The organism is Paenibacillus sp. J31R109 (genome assembly GCF_059692055.1).
Genome location: NZ_JCAUAR010000022.1, coordinates 53,329 through 71,808, shown reverse-complemented (window position 1 = coordinate 71,808; position 18,480 = coordinate 53,329). Strand labels below are relative to the sequence as shown.

14 protein-coding genes are annotated in these 18,480 nt (G+C 45.7%); all 14 read right to left on the bottom strand.

The window, feature by feature from the left end:
• Window positions 1–41: 41 nt before the first annotated feature.
• Window positions 42–953 (bottom strand): carbohydrate ABC transporter permease, encoded by a 912-nt coding sequence (locus tag AC58QT_RS31675; RefSeq protein WP_497412493.1) that lies wholly within the window; start codon window positions 951–953, stop codon window positions 42–44.
• Between the two features lie 24 nt (window positions 954–977).
• The gene (locus AC58QT_RS31670; RefSeq protein WP_497412492.1) at window positions 978–1,952 is read right to left on the bottom strand and encodes an ABC transporter permease; all 975 of its coding nucleotides are present in this window, start codon (window positions 1,950–1,952) and stop codon (window positions 978–980) included.
• A 301-nt stretch (window positions 1,953–2,253) separates the two neighbouring features.
• Window positions 2,254–3,972 carry a sensor histidine kinase gene (locus AC58QT_RS31665; RefSeq protein WP_497412491.1) on the bottom strand — a complete coding sequence of 573 codons (1,719 nt, stop codon included), beginning with the start codon at window positions 3,970–3,972 and terminating at the stop codon, window positions 2,254–2,256.
• 19 nt (window positions 3,973–3,991) lie between these two features.
• Complete coding sequence (locus AC58QT_RS31660) at window positions 3,992–5,635, bottom strand: response regulator transcription factor (protein ID WP_497412490.1); 1,644 nt, start codon at window positions 5,633–5,635, stop codon at window positions 3,992–3,994.
• Between the two features lie 123 nt (window positions 5,636–5,758).
• Complete coding sequence (locus AC58QT_RS31655; RefSeq protein WP_497412489.1) at window positions 5,759–7,033, bottom strand: FAD-dependent oxidoreductase; 1,275 nt, start codon at window positions 7,031–7,033, stop codon at window positions 5,759–5,761.
• Between the two features lie 19 nt (window positions 7,034–7,052).
• Window positions 7,053–7,844, bottom strand: a complete 792-nt coding sequence (locus AC58QT_RS31650) for a sugar isomerase domain-containing protein (protein ID WP_497412488.1) — start codon at window positions 7,842–7,844, stop codon at window positions 7,053–7,055.
• Between the two features lie 22 nt (window positions 7,845–7,866).
• Window positions 7,867–8,640: an SDR family NAD(P)-dependent oxidoreductase gene (locus AC58QT_RS31645; RefSeq protein ID WP_497412487.1), complete on the bottom strand. Its 774-nt coding sequence runs from the start codon at window positions 8,638–8,640 to the stop codon at window positions 7,867–7,869.
• A 19-nt stretch (window positions 8,641–8,659) separates the two neighbouring features.
• Window positions 8,660–9,628, bottom strand: coding sequence for a phosphotriesterase family protein (locus tag AC58QT_RS31640; RefSeq protein ID WP_497412486.1), 969 nt, complete (start codon window positions 9,626–9,628; stop codon window positions 8,660–8,662).
• Between the two features lie 217 nt (window positions 9,629–9,845).
• A complete protein-coding gene (locus tag AC58QT_RS31635) occupies window positions 9,846–10,583 on the bottom strand; it encodes a GntR family transcriptional regulator (RefSeq protein ID WP_497412485.1) in 738 nt (245 codons plus the stop codon).
• A 75-nt stretch (window positions 10,584–10,658) separates the two neighbouring features.
• Window positions 10,659–11,774: a type I phosphomannose isomerase catalytic subunit gene (locus AC58QT_RS31630; RefSeq protein ID WP_497412501.1), complete on the bottom strand. Its 1,116-nt coding sequence runs from the start codon at window positions 11,772–11,774 to the stop codon at window positions 10,659–10,661.
• 5 nt (window positions 11,775–11,779) lie between these two features.
• Entirely contained in the window at window positions 11,780–14,932 is a 3,153-nt protein-coding gene (locus AC58QT_RS31625; protein ID WP_497412484.1) for an alpha-mannosidase, read from the bottom strand.
• A gap of 45 nt (window positions 14,933–14,977) precedes the next feature.
• Window positions 14,978–15,820 (bottom strand): carbohydrate ABC transporter permease, encoded by an 843-nt coding sequence (locus AC58QT_RS31620; RefSeq protein WP_497412483.1) that lies wholly within the window; start codon window positions 15,818–15,820, stop codon window positions 14,978–14,980.
• Window positions 15,817–16,806, bottom strand: a complete 990-nt coding sequence (locus tag AC58QT_RS31615) for a carbohydrate ABC transporter permease (RefSeq protein WP_497412482.1) — start codon at window positions 16,804–16,806, stop codon at window positions 15,817–15,819. The genes AC58QT_RS31620 and AC58QT_RS31615 overlap by 4 nt, the downstream gene beginning before the upstream one ends.
• A 90-nt stretch (window positions 16,807–16,896) precedes the next feature.
• Complete coding sequence (locus AC58QT_RS31610; RefSeq protein ID WP_497412481.1) at window positions 16,897–18,396, bottom strand: ABC transporter substrate-binding protein; 1,500 nt, start codon at window positions 18,394–18,396, stop codon at window positions 16,897–16,899.
• Between the last annotated feature and the right edge of the window lie 84 nt (window positions 18,397–18,480).

The window sequence follows — 18,480 nt, the reverse complement described above, 5'->3', positions numbered from 1 at the left end:
AATCGGCTGACGAAAGCGAGCAGCAATTCGCAACCGGTGAATCAACCTTTAACGGCACCGACCGTTAGGCCTTTGACGAAATATTTTTGAAAGAACGGGTAGACAACCAGGATCGGTCCCATCGCTATAAAAGCTAAGGCCATTTGTAGAGACTCATTGGGCAAATTCTTAAGCAACTCTGGATTCTGAGCAGCTATCGTCATATTTTCACGGATGTACTGAACATCTTTCAGCACGCGCAACATGAGGAACTGTATGGGGTACATGTGCTCCTTATTGATGAAGAGCAAGGCATTGAACCAATCGTTCCAATAATTAATGGTTGAGAATAAGGCCATCGTCGCCAACACTGGCAGCGATAAGGGAAGTACAATACGTAAGAAGATACGCAGCTCCCCAGCACCATCGATTCGCGCTGATTCGATTAAAGCGGGGTGGATCGTTGTCTGGAAAAATGTACGCATAATAATGACATTGAATGGAACAATTAAGAGCGGCAATATTAACGCCATATAGGTATCTTTTAGATGAAGTGTCTGGGTATAGATCATGTATTTACTCACTAATCCCCCATTAAATAACATCGTGAAGAAAAGAAAGAAAGTAAAAATGTTACGATAAGGATAATCCTTGCGAGATAAGGGATACGCGTACAAAGCCATCAGTAAGACACTTAATAGGGTCCCTACGATAGTAATCCCAATTGAAACTTTGTAAGCGTTGGCCATCGTCGCAAAATCTTTGAATACGGTCTGATAAGCGATTAACGACCATTTCTCAGGAAAAAAGCTGTATCCCTCATTGATCAAAGAATCATTATGTGTGACAGAAACAATAATGACGAGAATGACAGGTAGTATGCAGGCTAACGCTAGTAAGACGAATATGAAATTAATGATCGTCTCAGCCAACGGGGAAATGCGATTTTCTCTGCGATACGATTTGGAAATCATTAGGTTCACTTCCCATCCAATCAATTAGAATAAAGCTTGATCCTTATTTATTTTACGGACCGCTCCATTCGTTACAAATACCATAATGAAGCCTAGAACCGACTGTGCCATCGCTGCTGCTGAGGACATGCCAATATCATTCATTTGCGTCAAAACACGGTATACATACGTATCTACTGTATCGGTGGCTGGATATAAGACTCCAGAATCCAACGGCACTTGATAAAAGAGTCCAAAATCGGAGTTGAACACATGTCCCATATTTAGAATTGTAATGATAACGATAATGGGCATAATGGAGGGAATTGTGATGTGCATCATCTGTCTCCACTTTGAGGCTCCATCAATGACGGCTGCTTCATAATACTCGCTATCAATACCGGCGATGGCTGCGATGTAGATCACAGCACCGATACCGACGCCTTTCCATGCGTTAACGAAGGTAAGAATAAATGGCCAATATTCCTTCACCATATACCAGGACACAGGTTCTTTACCCAGCCATGCCATCACCGTCGAATTAATAAAGCCATGTGTCGGATGCAAGAACGCGTAAACGAGATAACTAATGACGATCATCGATAAAAAATGAGGCATGATCAGGAATGTCTGATAACTCTTCACCGCTATTCGACTCCGGAGCTCATTGAGCGCCAAGGCAATACCCACCGATAAGATCAAATTCACAATCATAAATGTCAGGCTGTAGCCTACTGTATTTCTTACAATTCTCCACAGCGATCCATTATTGAATAAAAAGGAGAAATTATCGAAACCAATCCACGGGCTGCCCCAAATACCATCGACATAGTTGATTTTTTTGAAGGCAATGAATAGCCCGAACATCGGTAAATAATTATTAAGCAATAGTACGATGGCTGCAGGCAAGAGCATGAAAGTCAATGTTCGGAATTGCCAGAAGTTCTGCCATATCTTACTTCGCTTTGTACGATACCGTGTCTGCACGGCCTGTTGTGGAGGTGCGGTCGTCTCTCTCACTGCGTCCACTCCTTTCTCTGTTATATTTAGTATAGGATACGCGCCCCCCTATTTCGATGATGTATCTGTATAAGAACGTGATGAATTCTCAGCAAGAACATGGACGGAAGAATCACTACTGCTGCGTGTAAAATGTCATAAGCGCTGCGGCTCCGGTAACGCTTCCGACGGGCGACGGCGTTACCGGAGCTGCAGCGCACAATATTTGTGCGCTAGCGTGCGACGGGCGAACGCGTCACTCCCCTTGCTCTGTTCTATTCAACAAAAAAAATCCGGCCCCAGGCCGGATCAGAATCATACCTTATTCACTTGTCTGAATCGGGATTACGATTGTGGATATGAGCCCGCCGCCATCTCTCAAGCGATAACTCAATCCATACGTATCACCATAATGCAGCTGAATGCGTTGATGAACATTGCGAATGCCGTAGCCTTTGTCATCCATTTCCCCACTGACTATCATCCGAAGCTTATCGATATTCACCGGAATAAATCCATTATCTTCAACGGTGATATGAATCTCAGCTCCTTCGCGTTTCATACGAACCCATAGATGACCTTCCCCATCCATACTCTGAATTCCGTGAAAAATCGCGTTTTCGACAAGCGGTTGAATCATCACTTTTGGCATTTTAAACGCTTCGAGATCATCTTCGATATCCCAAAACACTTCGAAATTCCCCGGATAGCGCTTCATTTGCAGTCGAATATACGCACGAACATGCTCCAACTCTTCGCTAATCGGAATCAAACTTTTCCCTTTACTTAGCCCAATTCGGAGAAGCTTGGATAAATCCTTAACCATGCCCCCAACATCCTCATTGCCGCTTTCCAACGCATACCAATAGATAGAGTCCAACGTATTATAAAGTAAATGCGGCGTAATCTGGGAATGTAGCGTGTTCAGTTCCTGTTCCTTTTGTTTGATTTTCATCCCATAATTCTCTTCAATCGATTCATTCAGCCTGCCAGTCATACGAATAAAAGCCGTATACAGCACACCAAATTCATCCGATCGAGAGCGTGAAGACGACTTCCCGAAGTCAAAGGGTCTACCTAACTCATACACACGTGTGAAAGTTACTAAACGTGCCAAAGGTTTAATGATATTTCGCAGTAAATACAAGACGAACAGCAATACCAGAATCAGATAAATCGCAAGCATCACCATAATTAACTGCTGAAAGCTCGTTTGTTTCCCCATAATGGATTCCAACGGAATTTTATAGATCAATCGGGTATTGAAACCAAATTCATAGGAAACCGCGTAGAGGTGTTTATGATTTTTCGATTCTGAATAATGATAGCCATTTGCTTTATTGCGAAGTACTTCTGGCAATTCGGATAGCTCCATATCTGCGGAACCGGCCTTCAACAGCAATTCATCACGGTTATCGAATAAGAAAACCCCTGCATGATCGGGCAGTTGCACCGAAACGAGATTTTTGTTCAATACAACCTCCAGTTTGGAAACAGCAAGAAAGCCAAGCAGTTCGTCATATTTTTCTGGATTCAAAATACTTCGTGTGAACGTGACCGTTGGCTGCCCTGAACTCGACTTGGCTAGTCGAAGACTCCCAGCCCCTTTCTCTTCTTGGGTCTGTAAAGCCCATTCCGGATATGTCGTGCTGCTATCCAGATAAATAAGTCCTTGCTTTTTATAAAGCGCATTCACTGGAAAGGGTTGATTCCCTCTATTCCCCATATAGATCGCATATTCGGTGCCATCCGTTGACCAACGGTCTAATATCGTATCCGCTTCACTTAATGCATTAATCGTCTCAATATGAGTCCAGAAAGCAAATTGCTTGGGGTTGCTAAAAAAATGATTATCCAGAAACGTTATCGTCTTATCTCTGACTGAAGATAGCGTGTTCTCCATCGTAGCGTGATTCTGCTTGACTAGTTGAAGCATCGTCTTCCCAACTTCATCTTTAATCGTTGCAGAAGTTCGTGAGAACGAGATCCATCCAACAATTAGAAATGGCCCGATGATAAACAAACAGAATGCAACAATCACCTTGTATTGGAGCCTCAGTTTAATTCCCCCTGATCTCTTTACGATAATCGGCCGGGGAGATGCCGATGAAACGCTTGAACATTCGGCTGAAATGCTCAGGCGACTGATACCCCACTTGATACGAGATTTCATATCGCTTCAAATCAGTAACGGCAAGCAAGCGCTTGGCCTCTTCGATCCGAACTTCGGACACGAAGTCCCAGACGTTTTTGTTGGTTTCTCTTTTGAATAAATAACTGACATATGCCGCACTGAAATGAACTTCTCCCGCAATATCCTGAATCTTAAGTTCGTGATTGCCATAATGATTGTAAATGTAAGCAGATATGCGGGACACAACCGTCTGATCTCGCTCGCTAATACAAGCCTGAATGACCTCTGAAAGCCCTTGCACATAAGCGTGTAACGATGCTACCTTTCGGCTAATTTCCATACCTCTAAAATAGACATCAGGGTCAAATTGACGGAAATTACTGCTCGATTCTTGGCCATTATCGAATAGCAATCCATACAACCGGTACACTAATAATCCAAAGCAGCTGTGGAACAATCCTTCTGAATGGGTGCTCAAATTGGACAATATTTTGACAGCAGACTGAAGCTCCTGAGAAAGTTGCACTTCATCCACGGTCTTCATGTGAAGAACAAGTTCTTCGACCTTATCTGCCCACTCTATCATCCTCATGTTGCCCAAGGCCGACATATCTTCATAATAAAGCACATGATTATCGGGATGCAGCTTGCGCCACTCAATCGCCGCATTCGCCTCTTCCATTAACCTCGGAAGCATGGACAAATCGAGACTCAGCGTACTCATCCCGACCGTCACATCCACATTCAAATACTGCTTGAGGTTAAAAATAATCGTCTGACCGATTAGATTAAGCTGAGAATTCATCGGCAATCTGGCATCCACGGAGTCAGTCGCTTCCAATTGAATCACACAAACAAGCTGATTCCCAAATCCATAAAAAGCTACGCCGCACCAATCCGATAGGCTTTCTTCTAATATATTGACCGAGGCATATTTCAATAATTTGCGATCCATTAATGTGATTTCTTGATTGCTAAATCCACCCTTGCTCAAATTCAAATGAACTGCGGCAATGCCATACCAATGACCTTGATCCTTCAGTGAGCTCCCGATTTCACGCAGAAGATCTTCATAATCTTTGTCCTGCAGATCGGTCTCCGTTACCAATTCGATAAGCGCTTCGTGCCTCTTTTTAAGCAAAAGCACATCTTGGGTTGCATCCACATCGGGACGCTGCAACGTCAGTCTACCCAATTCCTTCTTCTCTTGGAGCGCTTTGCCCACCACTCGCATCAGCTCATCCAGTTCAACAGGCTTGATTAGATAATCCTTGGCACCTAACCTGAGTGCTCTCTTGGCAAAATCAAACTTCTCATGGGCCGAAATTACGATAACCGGTAGATGTGGCTGCTCCAAAAGAATCGCTTCCATCAGTTCAATCCCATTCATCATACCCATCTGAATATCCGTCAAAACGAGATCGTAGGTGTCCATGCGTAAGCAATCCAACGCCTCAAAGCCATTCGAAGCGGTTTCCACATGATCAATTCCCAGTTCTGATCTCATCAAATAGCTCTTAATCCCCGTACTTACTGTCGGTTCATCATCCACAACCAGAATTTTAACCATCGCCGGTTCCCCCTTGTCAGACAACCTACTGCCAATTATCCTCTATGATACCATGTTAGCCCTGGCTTTTTGCACTGTCTATGATAATTTCGGGGAAGAACGTGATCAATTCATGGTCATTCCTTATACGATTGCACCTTGTTCACGAAGCAGCTCTTGAAGGCGATATGCAGGAATTTGCCTGACGGCTTCCTGCCGCTCGATCGCCAGGCTAGCAGCAACACCCACTGCCTGCCCCATTGCCATGCACTGTGCAGAATTTCGTGCTGAGGCTTGAGCACTATGTGTTGCCGACAAACATCGTCCAGCAACAAGCAGGTTGTTCACGCCGGTTGGCAGCAACGACCGATAAGGAATATGATAATGGCCATCCCCAGCGACATAAACCCAACGCGTATCCTTCCCCGAGCCATGATCTTCTACCGGAGCACCGCAGCAGACTATGCCATCTTCAAATTTGCGTCCGTTGACAACGTCATCCTCTGTTAAGATATACTCGCCAATGATTCGTCTCGTTTCACGGATGCCAATATGGTGGCTTGTGCTAATCAGAAAGGCATTCTCAAAGCCTGATACATAAGCTTTTAGAAAATTAACATACTGTTGCGTTTGTTGACGACCCTCCACTTCCGCTAACGTCAGCGCATAAGGATCTGTCGCATCAATTCCGCTAACGCGCACCATGTTCGCTTGGATCACGCCCGGATGCGGGGTCACATGCCAGGAACCTTCCTCGCGCGGTAGCACATATTGTCCCGATTGATTCGCAGCCTTCATGCGCTCCGCTAGCTCTTTGTGTGAAATTTTCTTCGCTTCTGTGGTATCTACATTAGCCATGAAGAAAATTGTCGACAACGATTGGAGCTCAGCTGCCTCCTTCTTCTCAAAAGGCGCTCCCGCACGAGCAGCAATATCACCATCGCCGGTTGTATCAATGTAAATACGGGCCGTTACTTCAGTAAGTCCTAGCTTATTGGCTAGTACAACACGGCTAATAACGCCATCTTCCGTGTGAACCACACTCGCATAGGTGTGATATAACAACTCGGCGCCTGCATCCAGTACCGTTCGTTCGTAAATGATCTTCAGCATTTCGATATCATAGGTAATTCCTGTACCTGCACCGTAGGTATTCGGTCGTTCGAACGCTGCCTTCTGCGATACCAAGTGCTGCGCAATTTCCCAAGGGATCCCGCCAACTATACGACGTTGTTCTTTGGGCGTATAGAAACCATAAAACGTATCCACGCCAGTCGCTGTACGAGAGCCGCCTAAACAACCTTGAGATTCTACGAGCAGTACGTTGTACCCGCTTCGTGCAGCACTAATGGCCGCACATACGCCTGCTGCTCCGCCTCCGAGCACAAGAACATCTACACTTTTCTGATTCGCACTCACTGTATAGCCCCCTCCTTCATTAGATCGATCTTGTTGTCCGCCAATACTCATCGTAGGAAGCGTTAAACAATTCCTTAGAGGCTTCATCACCTACAAAAATGGCACTCGTGATGACTTTCGGAGGCTTGCCCGCATCTGTAAGCTTTTGAGCAACTTTACATTTAATCAAATTCACGATAATCGTGTTGCCGATCGTCGAACCAGGACCAACCGGCGTATGGAGCCCTTCTATTTTGACCATTGCATCACCTGGAACTGCGCCATTATCAATAACAATATCCGCAAGCTCAAATAACCTGTACCCCGTGCTATGCTTGGATTTGCTAAGTTGGCTATGTCCCACCGAAGTCACCGCGACGATAGGAATCTGCCGTTCTTTCATGGCTAACGCGATATCGATGACAACACTACCGGCTCCACTATGGGAGAATAAAATAATGCTGTCATGCGCCCCATAATGAAAGTTGTCGGCAATGACACGCCCGAAACCTTCTACATTTTCCAGAAACATCGCCTGACGCTGACCATTGCTGCCCACTACCGCATGATGATTTGTCAGCGATAGCTCCACCATGGGATGGAACCCAGGGAAACTTCCGTAACGAGGATACATTTCTTCTACAGCCATCCGTGAATGACCGCTGCCAAATAGGTGAACCAAGCCATCGTTATGAATAGTTTGAAAACATAGCTCCGTAGCCCGATCGATTGCCTCCATCTGTGTCTGCTCAACACGTTGAATTACTTTCTGCACGCCATCCATATAATTCGTTTCTAAAGCACGGTAAGCCTCATTGTTTATTGTTGTCATACCTAACACTCCTTCGTTTGGTTTATTGTGCGCTCCAACCGCCATCTACGGGTAATGCAATGCCTGTAATAAACTTAGCATCCTCGCTCGCAAGGAAGAGAATGGCCTCCGCAACATCGGTGGGATACCCCACATGCGGGGATAATGGTTGATGTTCAGTTAGCGCTTCGCGGATCACTGGATCTTGAATGGCCCGCTGCGACATCGGCGTATCTAACAGCCCTGGGCATACAACATTAATGCGAATATGATCTTTGGCATAATAGACGGCCGCAGATTTACTAAGCGTTATCACTGCACCACGACTAGCAGCGTACGCATGTGTCGTAAAGTGCTCTCTCGTTCCCACCATACCAAGGACGGATGAGATATTGACGATCGCGCCTTTTTGCTGTTTCATCATTCGCTGCAAGGCTATGCGATTGCTCTGATACACACTTTTCACATTTGTATTCATCGCCTGATCCCATCCCAGCTCCGTACATTGATCAAGTGGTCCGTCGCCATAACGTCTCGCACTGATCCCGGCTACATGAACAAGTACATCCAGTCTGTTGAATCGTTTCTCTAGTTCTGCGGCTACTCTATCCATATCTAACGTCTCAGCGGCATTGCCTTGAAAATAATGGACATTCGGATTCGCTAAGACACTCATCTGATCTTCCGAAAGCTTCTCCTCGGGCTCTAATCCCATGACGGCGACTTGAGCACCTTGCGCCAAGAGCCGTTTTACCGTCTCAAGCCCGATCCCACCCGTACCGCCGATAACAAGCGCACTCTGATTCAGAAATTTCATTGCCGGCCACCTCCTGCGCTTAGTTAACGTTCTTCATGGCATATGCGTCTGCTGGGTTACTCTTCAACATAAGATCGAGATATGTATCCGATATGCCTTCTGCACGGAGCCTTGGGACGAAAGATGCCAGCATATGAGCCATTCCCGGACCGCCGCCATAGGCTTTCCAATATGAACGCAGTGCAAAATCCGTGCCCAGCAGCAATTGGCGCTCGTGGCCAGCCTCGATTAAGCCCCGAATAAGTGCAACGCTATGCGCATCCGAATGATATTTGATTCGGGAGGCATTATCGTATTCCAAAAAGCAGCCGGTAGCCGCCAGTTCCTTATGCAGATACAGATCCGGATTGCGATCCATATGGCAGATGATGACATTCTTCGGATCTACACCGAATTTGGACAATAAGGTAATCTGCTCCATGCCACATGTCCCGTGCTCCGTATGCGTTGCAATTGGCATCCCTGTGGCGAGATGAGCGATAGCGACGGCTTCAAACAGCTTTTGCGATACAGCTGCAGTCACATGGTAATCTGAGGCTCCCTTCAGGACGCCAGCTTTTGCCGATAGCCGATCCACCAACGGTCCATTATAGCTGTGTCGATCCATCCCCACCTCACACTCCGCGATGAGAAGCTCTGCAATCTGATCGACCGAATACTGATAAATCCAATGCAAATCATCATAATACATCGGCTTGTGAAAGCCAGTAACCGCAACGATATGAGCGCCTGTCTGCTTCGCAATATCCACGAGTGCCACCGGATTTCGGCCGCAATCCAAGGGCATGTAATCAATAAACGTCTGCGCGCCGTAGCTCATACATTCCTGTACCTCGGTTATGGCATGATCAATTCGGTTCAGAAGCAAATCCTTATTCTTCATTACCCCTAATCCGCCTTGAATGATGAGATGCTCATGTGCATACACGATTCCTAATTGCTCTGCGGGAATATCCCCCAGCACCGTCCTTACCATGCGCTGTTCCATGTGTCCGTGCATCCCCTTTGATTTTGATTATTGATTTCCGTATTCCTTGTACAATTAAAATATGTTTGTACGTACAATCATACTTATTATATTAGGTGACGTCTTCTATATCTGTCTACCTTTATTTTTGTCAGCCTGCCCACAGCCGCGAAAAAAAGATCGCTTATCCCTCAAGAACGAGTTGGATAAACGATCTATTTCTTTCCTTTGCGTTGTCTTAGCTTTCAAAACCTTTTCGTAGCCGAATCTCGTAAGAATACATATCAGCTCGTATGATACCATCTTCGTAAACCAACGGGCGACCGGATTCATCAAATGCGGTTCGATGAAACCGTAATGCTGGGAATCCTGCATCGAGTCCAAGATGCTCCGCTGACTCACCTTGGAGCACAGCGCCCTCAATAACATGATGGGCTTCGCTCACACTATGACCTGTCTGCTGCTGAATTAATTCATACAGCGATCCTGAATAATCCAACGCTTGGCTCATACCAAGCGACATTGGCAGATAGGCTTGCGAAAATACGATAGGCGTCTGATTCCCTGTGCGGATACGGTTCACCAGTACAACCTGCTCCTCTTGACCTAAAGCTAACGCTGTAGCGACTGCCTTCGGAGGATTCATACAGGCAACTGCAAGAAGACGCGAACCTGGCGTCATGCCTCGTCTTTTCATTTCTTCACTAAAGCTTAGCAGATTCGGTAAATCTACTTTCAGCTTCTCAGGAGCAAGAAAAATCCCTTTGCCTGTTATCCGATTAATATGACCACTGTTCTCCAGCATGGTGAGTGCGTTTCGAATGGTCGCCCTGCTGACCTGAAATCGTTCCTGAAGCTCCAATTCCGTGGAATAGTAATCACCAGATTTCCTGGTCCCGTCCAAAATCTCGGATTCAAGCATTTGAAAAATTTGATAATATAACGGAATGGGCAATTCCCGATTTAATTGTTGCATCGTGCACCTCGTATGTCCTTTGTACGAACAATAGTATCATATTCTCCGTACTTTGTGAATGACAAGGAGCTCTATTTAGGTACGAGGTGGCAAGCAACGCAATAGATGCAGCGGTTTGTCCGCATGTTCACTTTCACAGATAAGGGCATCCACCCCTGCTGGCAAAAAGATTTGATCGCCTCGCGTTACGCGTACACGACCATTCTCCCAAGAAAGCGTGCCTGCTCCTTCTGCAACAACCAACACCGAAAACTCGCCATGCTGATGCAAGGCGTATTGTTTCTTAATCTCAATCGATTCCAATCCAAAGTACGGTGTATTTTCATAAGAGAGGAGAGCGTATTTCTCGAAGCTCTCTGTCTTCTGAATCAGCTTCGGCTGCAAACGATACCTGGATTTTATCTCATCTAGGCTGTAAGTTTCGTAATGGAAGCAATCGAACATGCGGTCAAAGCCCGCACCTTGGTGACACATTGCGTCAGGGATCACACGACCAGTTGGTGTCGTGCGTTCTATCCGAATCGTATAGTCAGTTGGCTCTTGGATTTCTATTAAAAAGCAACCCGAGCCAATGGCATGCGGCATCCCGCCTTCTACTAGAAACACCTGACCCGGCTGCACCTCAATTTTGTGTAAGGCTTGAATCATGCCTTCAATATCTTGATCCCAGAACAATTTCTCCCATGTGTCGCGTGTCATGCCTGGCTTAAACCCATATAGAATATAGGGGGGCTGTCCCTCTATTTCCCTGCCTCCTAGGATATACCACGCTTCTGTCTTGCCAAATTGGGACTGAAAGATCTCCTGTGCCATTACGCGATCCGGATGAACCTGAATCGTCAAGCGTTCAGCCGCATCCAATGCCTTGACTAGCACACCTGTTTCGCTGCCATATTGCTCATGATGACGCCCACCAAGAAAACCTACCGGGTCCGCTGCTATCAAATCCTGCAACGTAACTTCTTCAGCACCTTCCGTCAGAACCCTGCTTAAGCCCTCAACGATATGCTCCCTGCCCACATTGCGTGCCCGTACCACGGAAGCAATCCACTCTTCAGGCATGGAATTGTCCGCAGGCTGTTCCCCGCCCTGCCAGGCTTCCAGCATTTTACCGCCATGATATGTCCGCCATACTCGGTTGGATGCAAGTTTATGCGGCCTGCTGCTCAACTTCTCATTAACACCTTGCATGCCATTCACTCATTTCGTCTCCGATTTAAAAAATACACCACAAACGTCTTGATTTCATACGGATTCATCGTACAGCTAATGATGCTGCTGTCTTGCTTATCGGATTCAATCCGTTCCATGAGATCGCACTCCGCCCAGCCGCGTATTGGCAAACTACTTGCGATCTCTAATTGCCCCCTAGCACCGGCAAATTCGTGAATACGCAAGATCACTGCGTTCTCATCTTCTGCCTTTTTCACAGCGTCAATGAAGGCATGTGGCGAAGATAGCGTAAATAGCGATAAACCAGCATGCGAAGTTCCGCCAACCGAGACCGTTTGTGGACTATTTAAAGACCATGCTTCACGCACAGTCTCTCCCTCTCTCCAATCACCAGCATGCGGCAACAGCGCATAAGTGAATTGATGCTCACCGCGGTCTGCTTCTGGATCCGGAAATACCGGGGAATTAATGAGAGATAAGCGCATGACGTGATTTTTAATATCGTAGCCATACTTGCAATCATTCAACAAACTAACGCCATAACCATGTTCAGATAAGTCTGCCCATTGTTGACCAACCGTTTCAAATCGTGCGTAATCCCAGCTTGTGTTCCAGTGCGTCGGACGCTTCACATTCCCGTACTGAATATCATACGTTGCTTCCGTCGAGCGAATGCTCACTGGAAAAGCAACCTTCAACATTTGCTCGCGTTCGTGCCAATTCGCATTCGTTTGGAAATCCATTCGACGGCTACGTGTGTAGACGATTAGCTCTTGCTCGATCTGGGATTGGCCGAACGTCCATGCAAAACGAACAACCGCCCTAACGGGGCCAACTTCCTTCAGTTCGACGGAAACTAACTCCGTCACTTCGCGTTTCTTTTCCCCGTAATAGATGTCGATTCCCCATGCGTCATCACGCAGCGGTTTATTCTCAAATACCTGCAAAACGTTCCCGTATTCGCCAGCTTTAAGCACTTCTCGATCATTTTCTTTGTCATAGATACGCGTCAGCTGGCCGTAGTCGTTCCACTTCAACTCATAGAACGGCGTAGTTAGACTATTTGCTTGGAAACCAAACCCATGGGCAAGTTCACTTTGACTATCTCCTGCCTGGAAATGAATCTCCGATATCCCCATCGCAGGTACGCTGTTCGTTTGAACAATCCAGCCATCTCCGCTGCGCTGAGCCTGCAGTTCAGACCCGTTGGCAGCTAGCCATGTCCCATTTGTATTAGCCTCAGGGATGTATACAGTTTCCCCGCGCTCCCATGATGCGGAGTTATAAATCGTATAAGTGCTCCTAGCTGCGGATCTTTCAACCCGAGTAAGCTCTGCTAATGCTTTCTTCCACAATTGAACAAGGGAGTAATCCGCTTCTTCGTATTCCTTCCAACTATCCGTATACACCTCACGAATCGAAGTTCCTGGCAAAATATCGTGAAACTGGTTGCGTAAAACGGTTTTCCAAATCTTTAACAATTCGTCCGTTGGATACGTAGACCAATCTTCTTTCAGAAGCCCTTCTAGGACGAAAGTAAATTCACTTTCTCTCAATAGAAGCTCCGCTTTACGATTCAAAAGCTTATTGCGTGCTTGACTTGTGTACGTCCCGCGATGATATTCGAGATATAGCTCGCCATCCCAAGTATGTACATATTCGTCACTTGCGGCTACCCGCTCCTGAAGTCCTGCGAAGTAATCATCAGCCCGACTCGTCTTCACATTCGGTAAGCCAGGCAGCACATCCAAACGTCTCCGCATCTCCAACATCTCGCGAGTTACACCACCCCCGCCGTCTCCATATCCATAACAAAGCAGTAAATCCTTGTTGAGCGCCTTATCCTTATAATTATCCCAAATACCCTGTACCGTTTCTGGGGTAACCATACCGTTATATGTGTAAATCGTATTATTAGGTTCTGGTGTTGTTATAAAATGGGTCAAAATCTCTGTACCATCAATCCCCCGCCACATAAAAGTGTCATGCGGCATGCGATTGTATTGATTCCAGCTGATTTTTGTAGTCATGAATGTATGAATGCCTGATTTTTGCAGGATTTGCGGTAACGCCCAGCTGTAACCGAATACGTCGGGCAACCACAAGTAGCTGCATTCCACGCCAAATTCCTCACGAAGGAATCGCGTTCCGTACAAGATCTGTCTGACCAAGGATTCACCTGAAGTCAGATTACAGTCCGGCTCCAACCACATCGCACCGTCCGCTTCCCATCTTCCTTCTTGGACTCGGGTGCGAATTTGATCATAAATTTCTGGATAATCTTCTTTCATATATTCGTACAGTTGCGGCTGCGTTTGTAAAAACAAGTACTCCGGATACTGCTCCATCAATCGCAGCACGGTTGAGAATGAACGTGCGCATTTCTCGCGCGTATGTTTCAATTGCCATAACCACGCTACGTCAATATGCGTATGCCCTACGCAGTGAACCGTAATCGCAGAGTTCTTGTCTAGTGAATCCAGCTCACTACGAAGCACATCACTCGCAGCTGCGACGCTTTCATAGAACGCTGGGGACCCAGGTTCTGCCCAGCTGATTTGCAAAAATGCTTTATTCACCGCTGCAAGCAGCATTTGCTTGTCTGCACTGTTTTCAGGAAGACGTTTAATCGTTTCCAACGCCGCTTTAGCTGTAAAGAATACATCATCTGCGGTTTCATCCAGCCACGTCAACTCTGCCTTGAGAATTTTATGCTCTGCTTTATTCCGTGGACCCCAGCTGCCATAGCCCTTCAAACCTGACCACAAGCGGAATGCGAGTGTGTGCGTCTGCGTCGTACAAGCTTGCGGCAGCAGCACCTCTTGATGGTTCGTATCCACGCCTTGATAGGGTACGCCATTCACATAAAGCAGCGATTCAAAGCCCGATATATGATTAGGACCGGAAGTACCGAAGTCGAAACGGCCGACAATTTTTCTACCCTGCCAAGCTTCAGGAGCTTTTATTTCCGTACGGAGCCAAAGGTACGTATCATTGCCTTCCCATGAGTCACCTAACTGCAGCGCTTGTTGTTCAAATGCAGTTGGAGGTCGCTCCCCAATATTTCCCTCCTCATCCGATGCACATTGTAGAGAACGAATGGCAATAGCATCTCTATAACGATATTCTGAGAGCTCGGCAATTCGTTTATCTAATTTTTCTATCGTATACAACATGTTTGTAATCTCTCCTATCTCATTTGCTTACCCAATATCCAGCCATTACCCTTTGATCGAACCTGCAATTCCCTCAATAAAATATCTTTGTAGGAATAAGAAAACGATTATAATTGGTATCAAGGACATACATGCACCCGCTGCAATTCCCGTCCAATCCACTGTGTTTGTACCAAAGAAGTTATACATCCCAACCCCAAGCGTGCGAAGCTCTGGTTTACCTAAGGTAAAGATCAATGGCACTAAGAAAGCATTCCATGCGGCAATAAAGGTGAAAATGCTAACCGTCGCTATGATAGGCTTCGTTAAAGGCAGCATAATATTGAAGAAGATACGAGGTTGACTCGCACCGTCCATGACGCCAGATTCTTCAACTTCTTTCGGAATTGAAGCAAAAAAGCCCATGAACAGTAGAATGGAGACCACATTGGAAGGTCCCGCTTCGGCTAATACAACGCCCATTAGGCTGTTGTTAAAACCTAATTTTACAATCAGTTCAAATAACGGGATAATCGTAAAACCCTTTGGCAAAAACATAGCCACAATAAGCGCAGCTAGTATGATCTTCTTTCCTGGCATATTACCGCGACCGAGTGCGTAGCCAGCCAATGATGAAACAAGGAGTACGACTAAGATAACCATCAGAGTAACGAAGACTGTGTTAAAAAAGTATAAATAGAACTTCGCGCTTTCCCACGCCCGACTAAAATTCACTAAGGTCGGTTCCTTCGGAATTAACCGTAAGCCGCCTAGAAACATTTCACCTTGCGATTTGAACGCCGAGGAGATCATCCATAAGAACGGATAACTCCACAGGAAGGTAATCCCAATAAAGAGAAGATGCATGGCGGTCTGAGCCAGTGTTTTACCCCTACGTAGTGTTCTCATGCCGATTGTCCTCCCTTACCAGGTCTTACTTTCTTCATGACAGCCGCTTGAACAAGTACGACTAGGAATACGGCCATACTAAAAACGATCCCCGCAGCAGACGCGAAACCATAACGTGTAGTCGAAAACTCCGTTGTTTCGAACGCATAGCGATAAATATAGGTATCAATGACATCAGTGGATTTGACGGGTCCGCCTTCCGTCATCGTTTTGACTAAGTCAAAGGGATGAAGATTGCCTATGAATGTCAACAAGACAATGATAATACCAATGGGCACGAGCAACGGAATCGTAATACGTGTAAAACGTTGAACAGCGCCGGCTCCATCGATTTTCGCAGCTTCATACAGTTCTGCAGGAATGGTTTGTAAGCCTGCAAGCCAATAAATGAGCGGCGTACCAAAGCTTTTCCATAGCGAAATAAACAATAAGGTAGGTAAGGCTAGTTTCTGAGACCCGAGGAAATTAATCGGGCTATCGATCCATCCCATTTTCAACAACACATCGTTGATTGGCCCGCCAAGCGGATTTAACAAAATGACGAATACGATACCGACAACCGCAGTCGTCGAGATCACAGGCAAAAAGATCAGCAAACGGTAAATATTTCTTCCTTTTACGCCAGGGTGATTGAGAATAACCGCCACGATTAACGCTAGGGGTAATTGAATACACACATTACTTATTGCAAATGAGAATGTAACTTTGAAAGCATTCCAAAATCCTGGATCTGTATAGATCTCTATAAAATTGGCGAAACCAATAAAGTTCGATGGTCTCCCTGTCCCGTCCCAATCAAAGAAAGCGTAGTACCAGCTGCCAACAATAGGCCATATTGAAAACATAAGAAATAAAACTAGCATGGGTAATATAAACAAGTAATGCCAGCGATGCAGCTTGATCCGTTTCCATAAAGCAGATGTCGATGCTTTACTTTCAATTACTGAGGTCGAGGATGGTAATGTCCTCTCTTGGTGTGTGTTCATTCCTTCCACTCCTTTTCCCGAGCCATTAGGTGAAAAGAGATTCCACTCAAGCGATTATTCACTCTTGAGGGAATCTCCCCACGAAATCACTTATTTTCTAAGATAATCTTTCATTGGATCCCAATCTGAGAATTTAAGGTCATCGATTGTGATTTTACTTCCGCCATCAAGAGCCTTTTTCATTTCTGCTTCGATTAATTGATTGACTTTCTTGTCATAATCGCTAAATACAGCTTTCACATCTTCATTGTTGATAATCGCTTTTACGCCAAGGTCTTTGATTCTTGGTTTTGGCAATCCATCAGCGATTGGTTTGGATAACTTATCCATATCGGCATTTTTCAAGCTTACATGTGGTGCCAAACGCAAGGTCTCGTTCATCACTTGCAACACTTGTTTCGATACACTATCCAACTCAATACCATCATATGCCTTAGGAATAACTACCATTTCCTTGGAAGACTGGAAGTATGATTTTTGGAATTCAGCAGATCCGAAATAATCAAGTACTTTCCAAGCTGCATCCTTCACTTTGGAGCCAGATCCAATTACGAACTTAGGCTCAGCTGGTGTAGGCACATCTCTAAAACCTTTGCGTCCTGTGTCAGGTACTGGTGCTGCAGCGATACCAAGCTTAATATCTGGTTTCAGCTTTAGAATTTCAGCAGCCTGCCACGCTGCTCCAACGAACATCGCCACTTTGCCTGCAGCAAATTGCTGATGCATTTGCGCTGGATCCCAGTTCTCCCAACCAGGTGCCAGTACTTTCTGTGCATTCAAATCACGGAAAATTTCAACCGCAGGAGCCATGGAAGCTGCATTTGCCTGACCCGTTAGGAGGCTAATCGGCCAGTCTCCTTCTTGCTGAAGAACCCCACCTTCGTTAGATACGGCGAAGCCTGCGATGGTAGCGGAGAAAGCACCTAGGTCTTTACCCATGATGGAAGTACCATACACTTGTCCTTTGCCTTCTTTGGTAATTTTTGCAGACATATTCTTGAATTCGGAATACGTTTTCGGAGGTGTATCAATACCGTATTGTTTCAAAATGTCGACATTGTAGAATAAAGGTCTAACTTTACTGTAGCGCGGATCCGCCAAAGGCACGCCAATCACCTTGTCTTTATAACGCAACCAGCTATCCTTGTCGAAGGTACCTTGCGGGTATCTGGCTTTGAATTCCGGTGTCAAATATTCATCAATCGGTTGAATCCAACCATTATCGGAAGCAAGCTGCCACTGGGCTTTACCTCCAACGATGAAGAATACGTCTGGCCCTTCATTCGTCGCAAACATCAATTGCACCGCATTGTTATACTGTGCGGAAGGGTTCATTTGCAAATCAACTTTAACGTCTGGATTTTTGTCCATAAACTTCTTAACTTCTGATTTATAGAAAGCTTCATCTTCTGCTCTAGATGAAGGCAATACAACTTTAACCGTTTTTGGCGGTTGCTGAGCAGTAGGTTTGCTTGTTGCTGGAGCAACGCTTTGAGCAGGTTCAGCAGCGTTATTGGAACAGCCAGCGGACACGATCGTTGTACATAAGGCTAATACTGCCAATGCCGACGTTTTGACTTTTTTGTTCAATGAGTTCGACTCCCCTTATTTGCTAGTTTGATTTTGTTTACAACTTTATTGTAGCAATCGTATCCCTTGTGCAGTATCCCACCC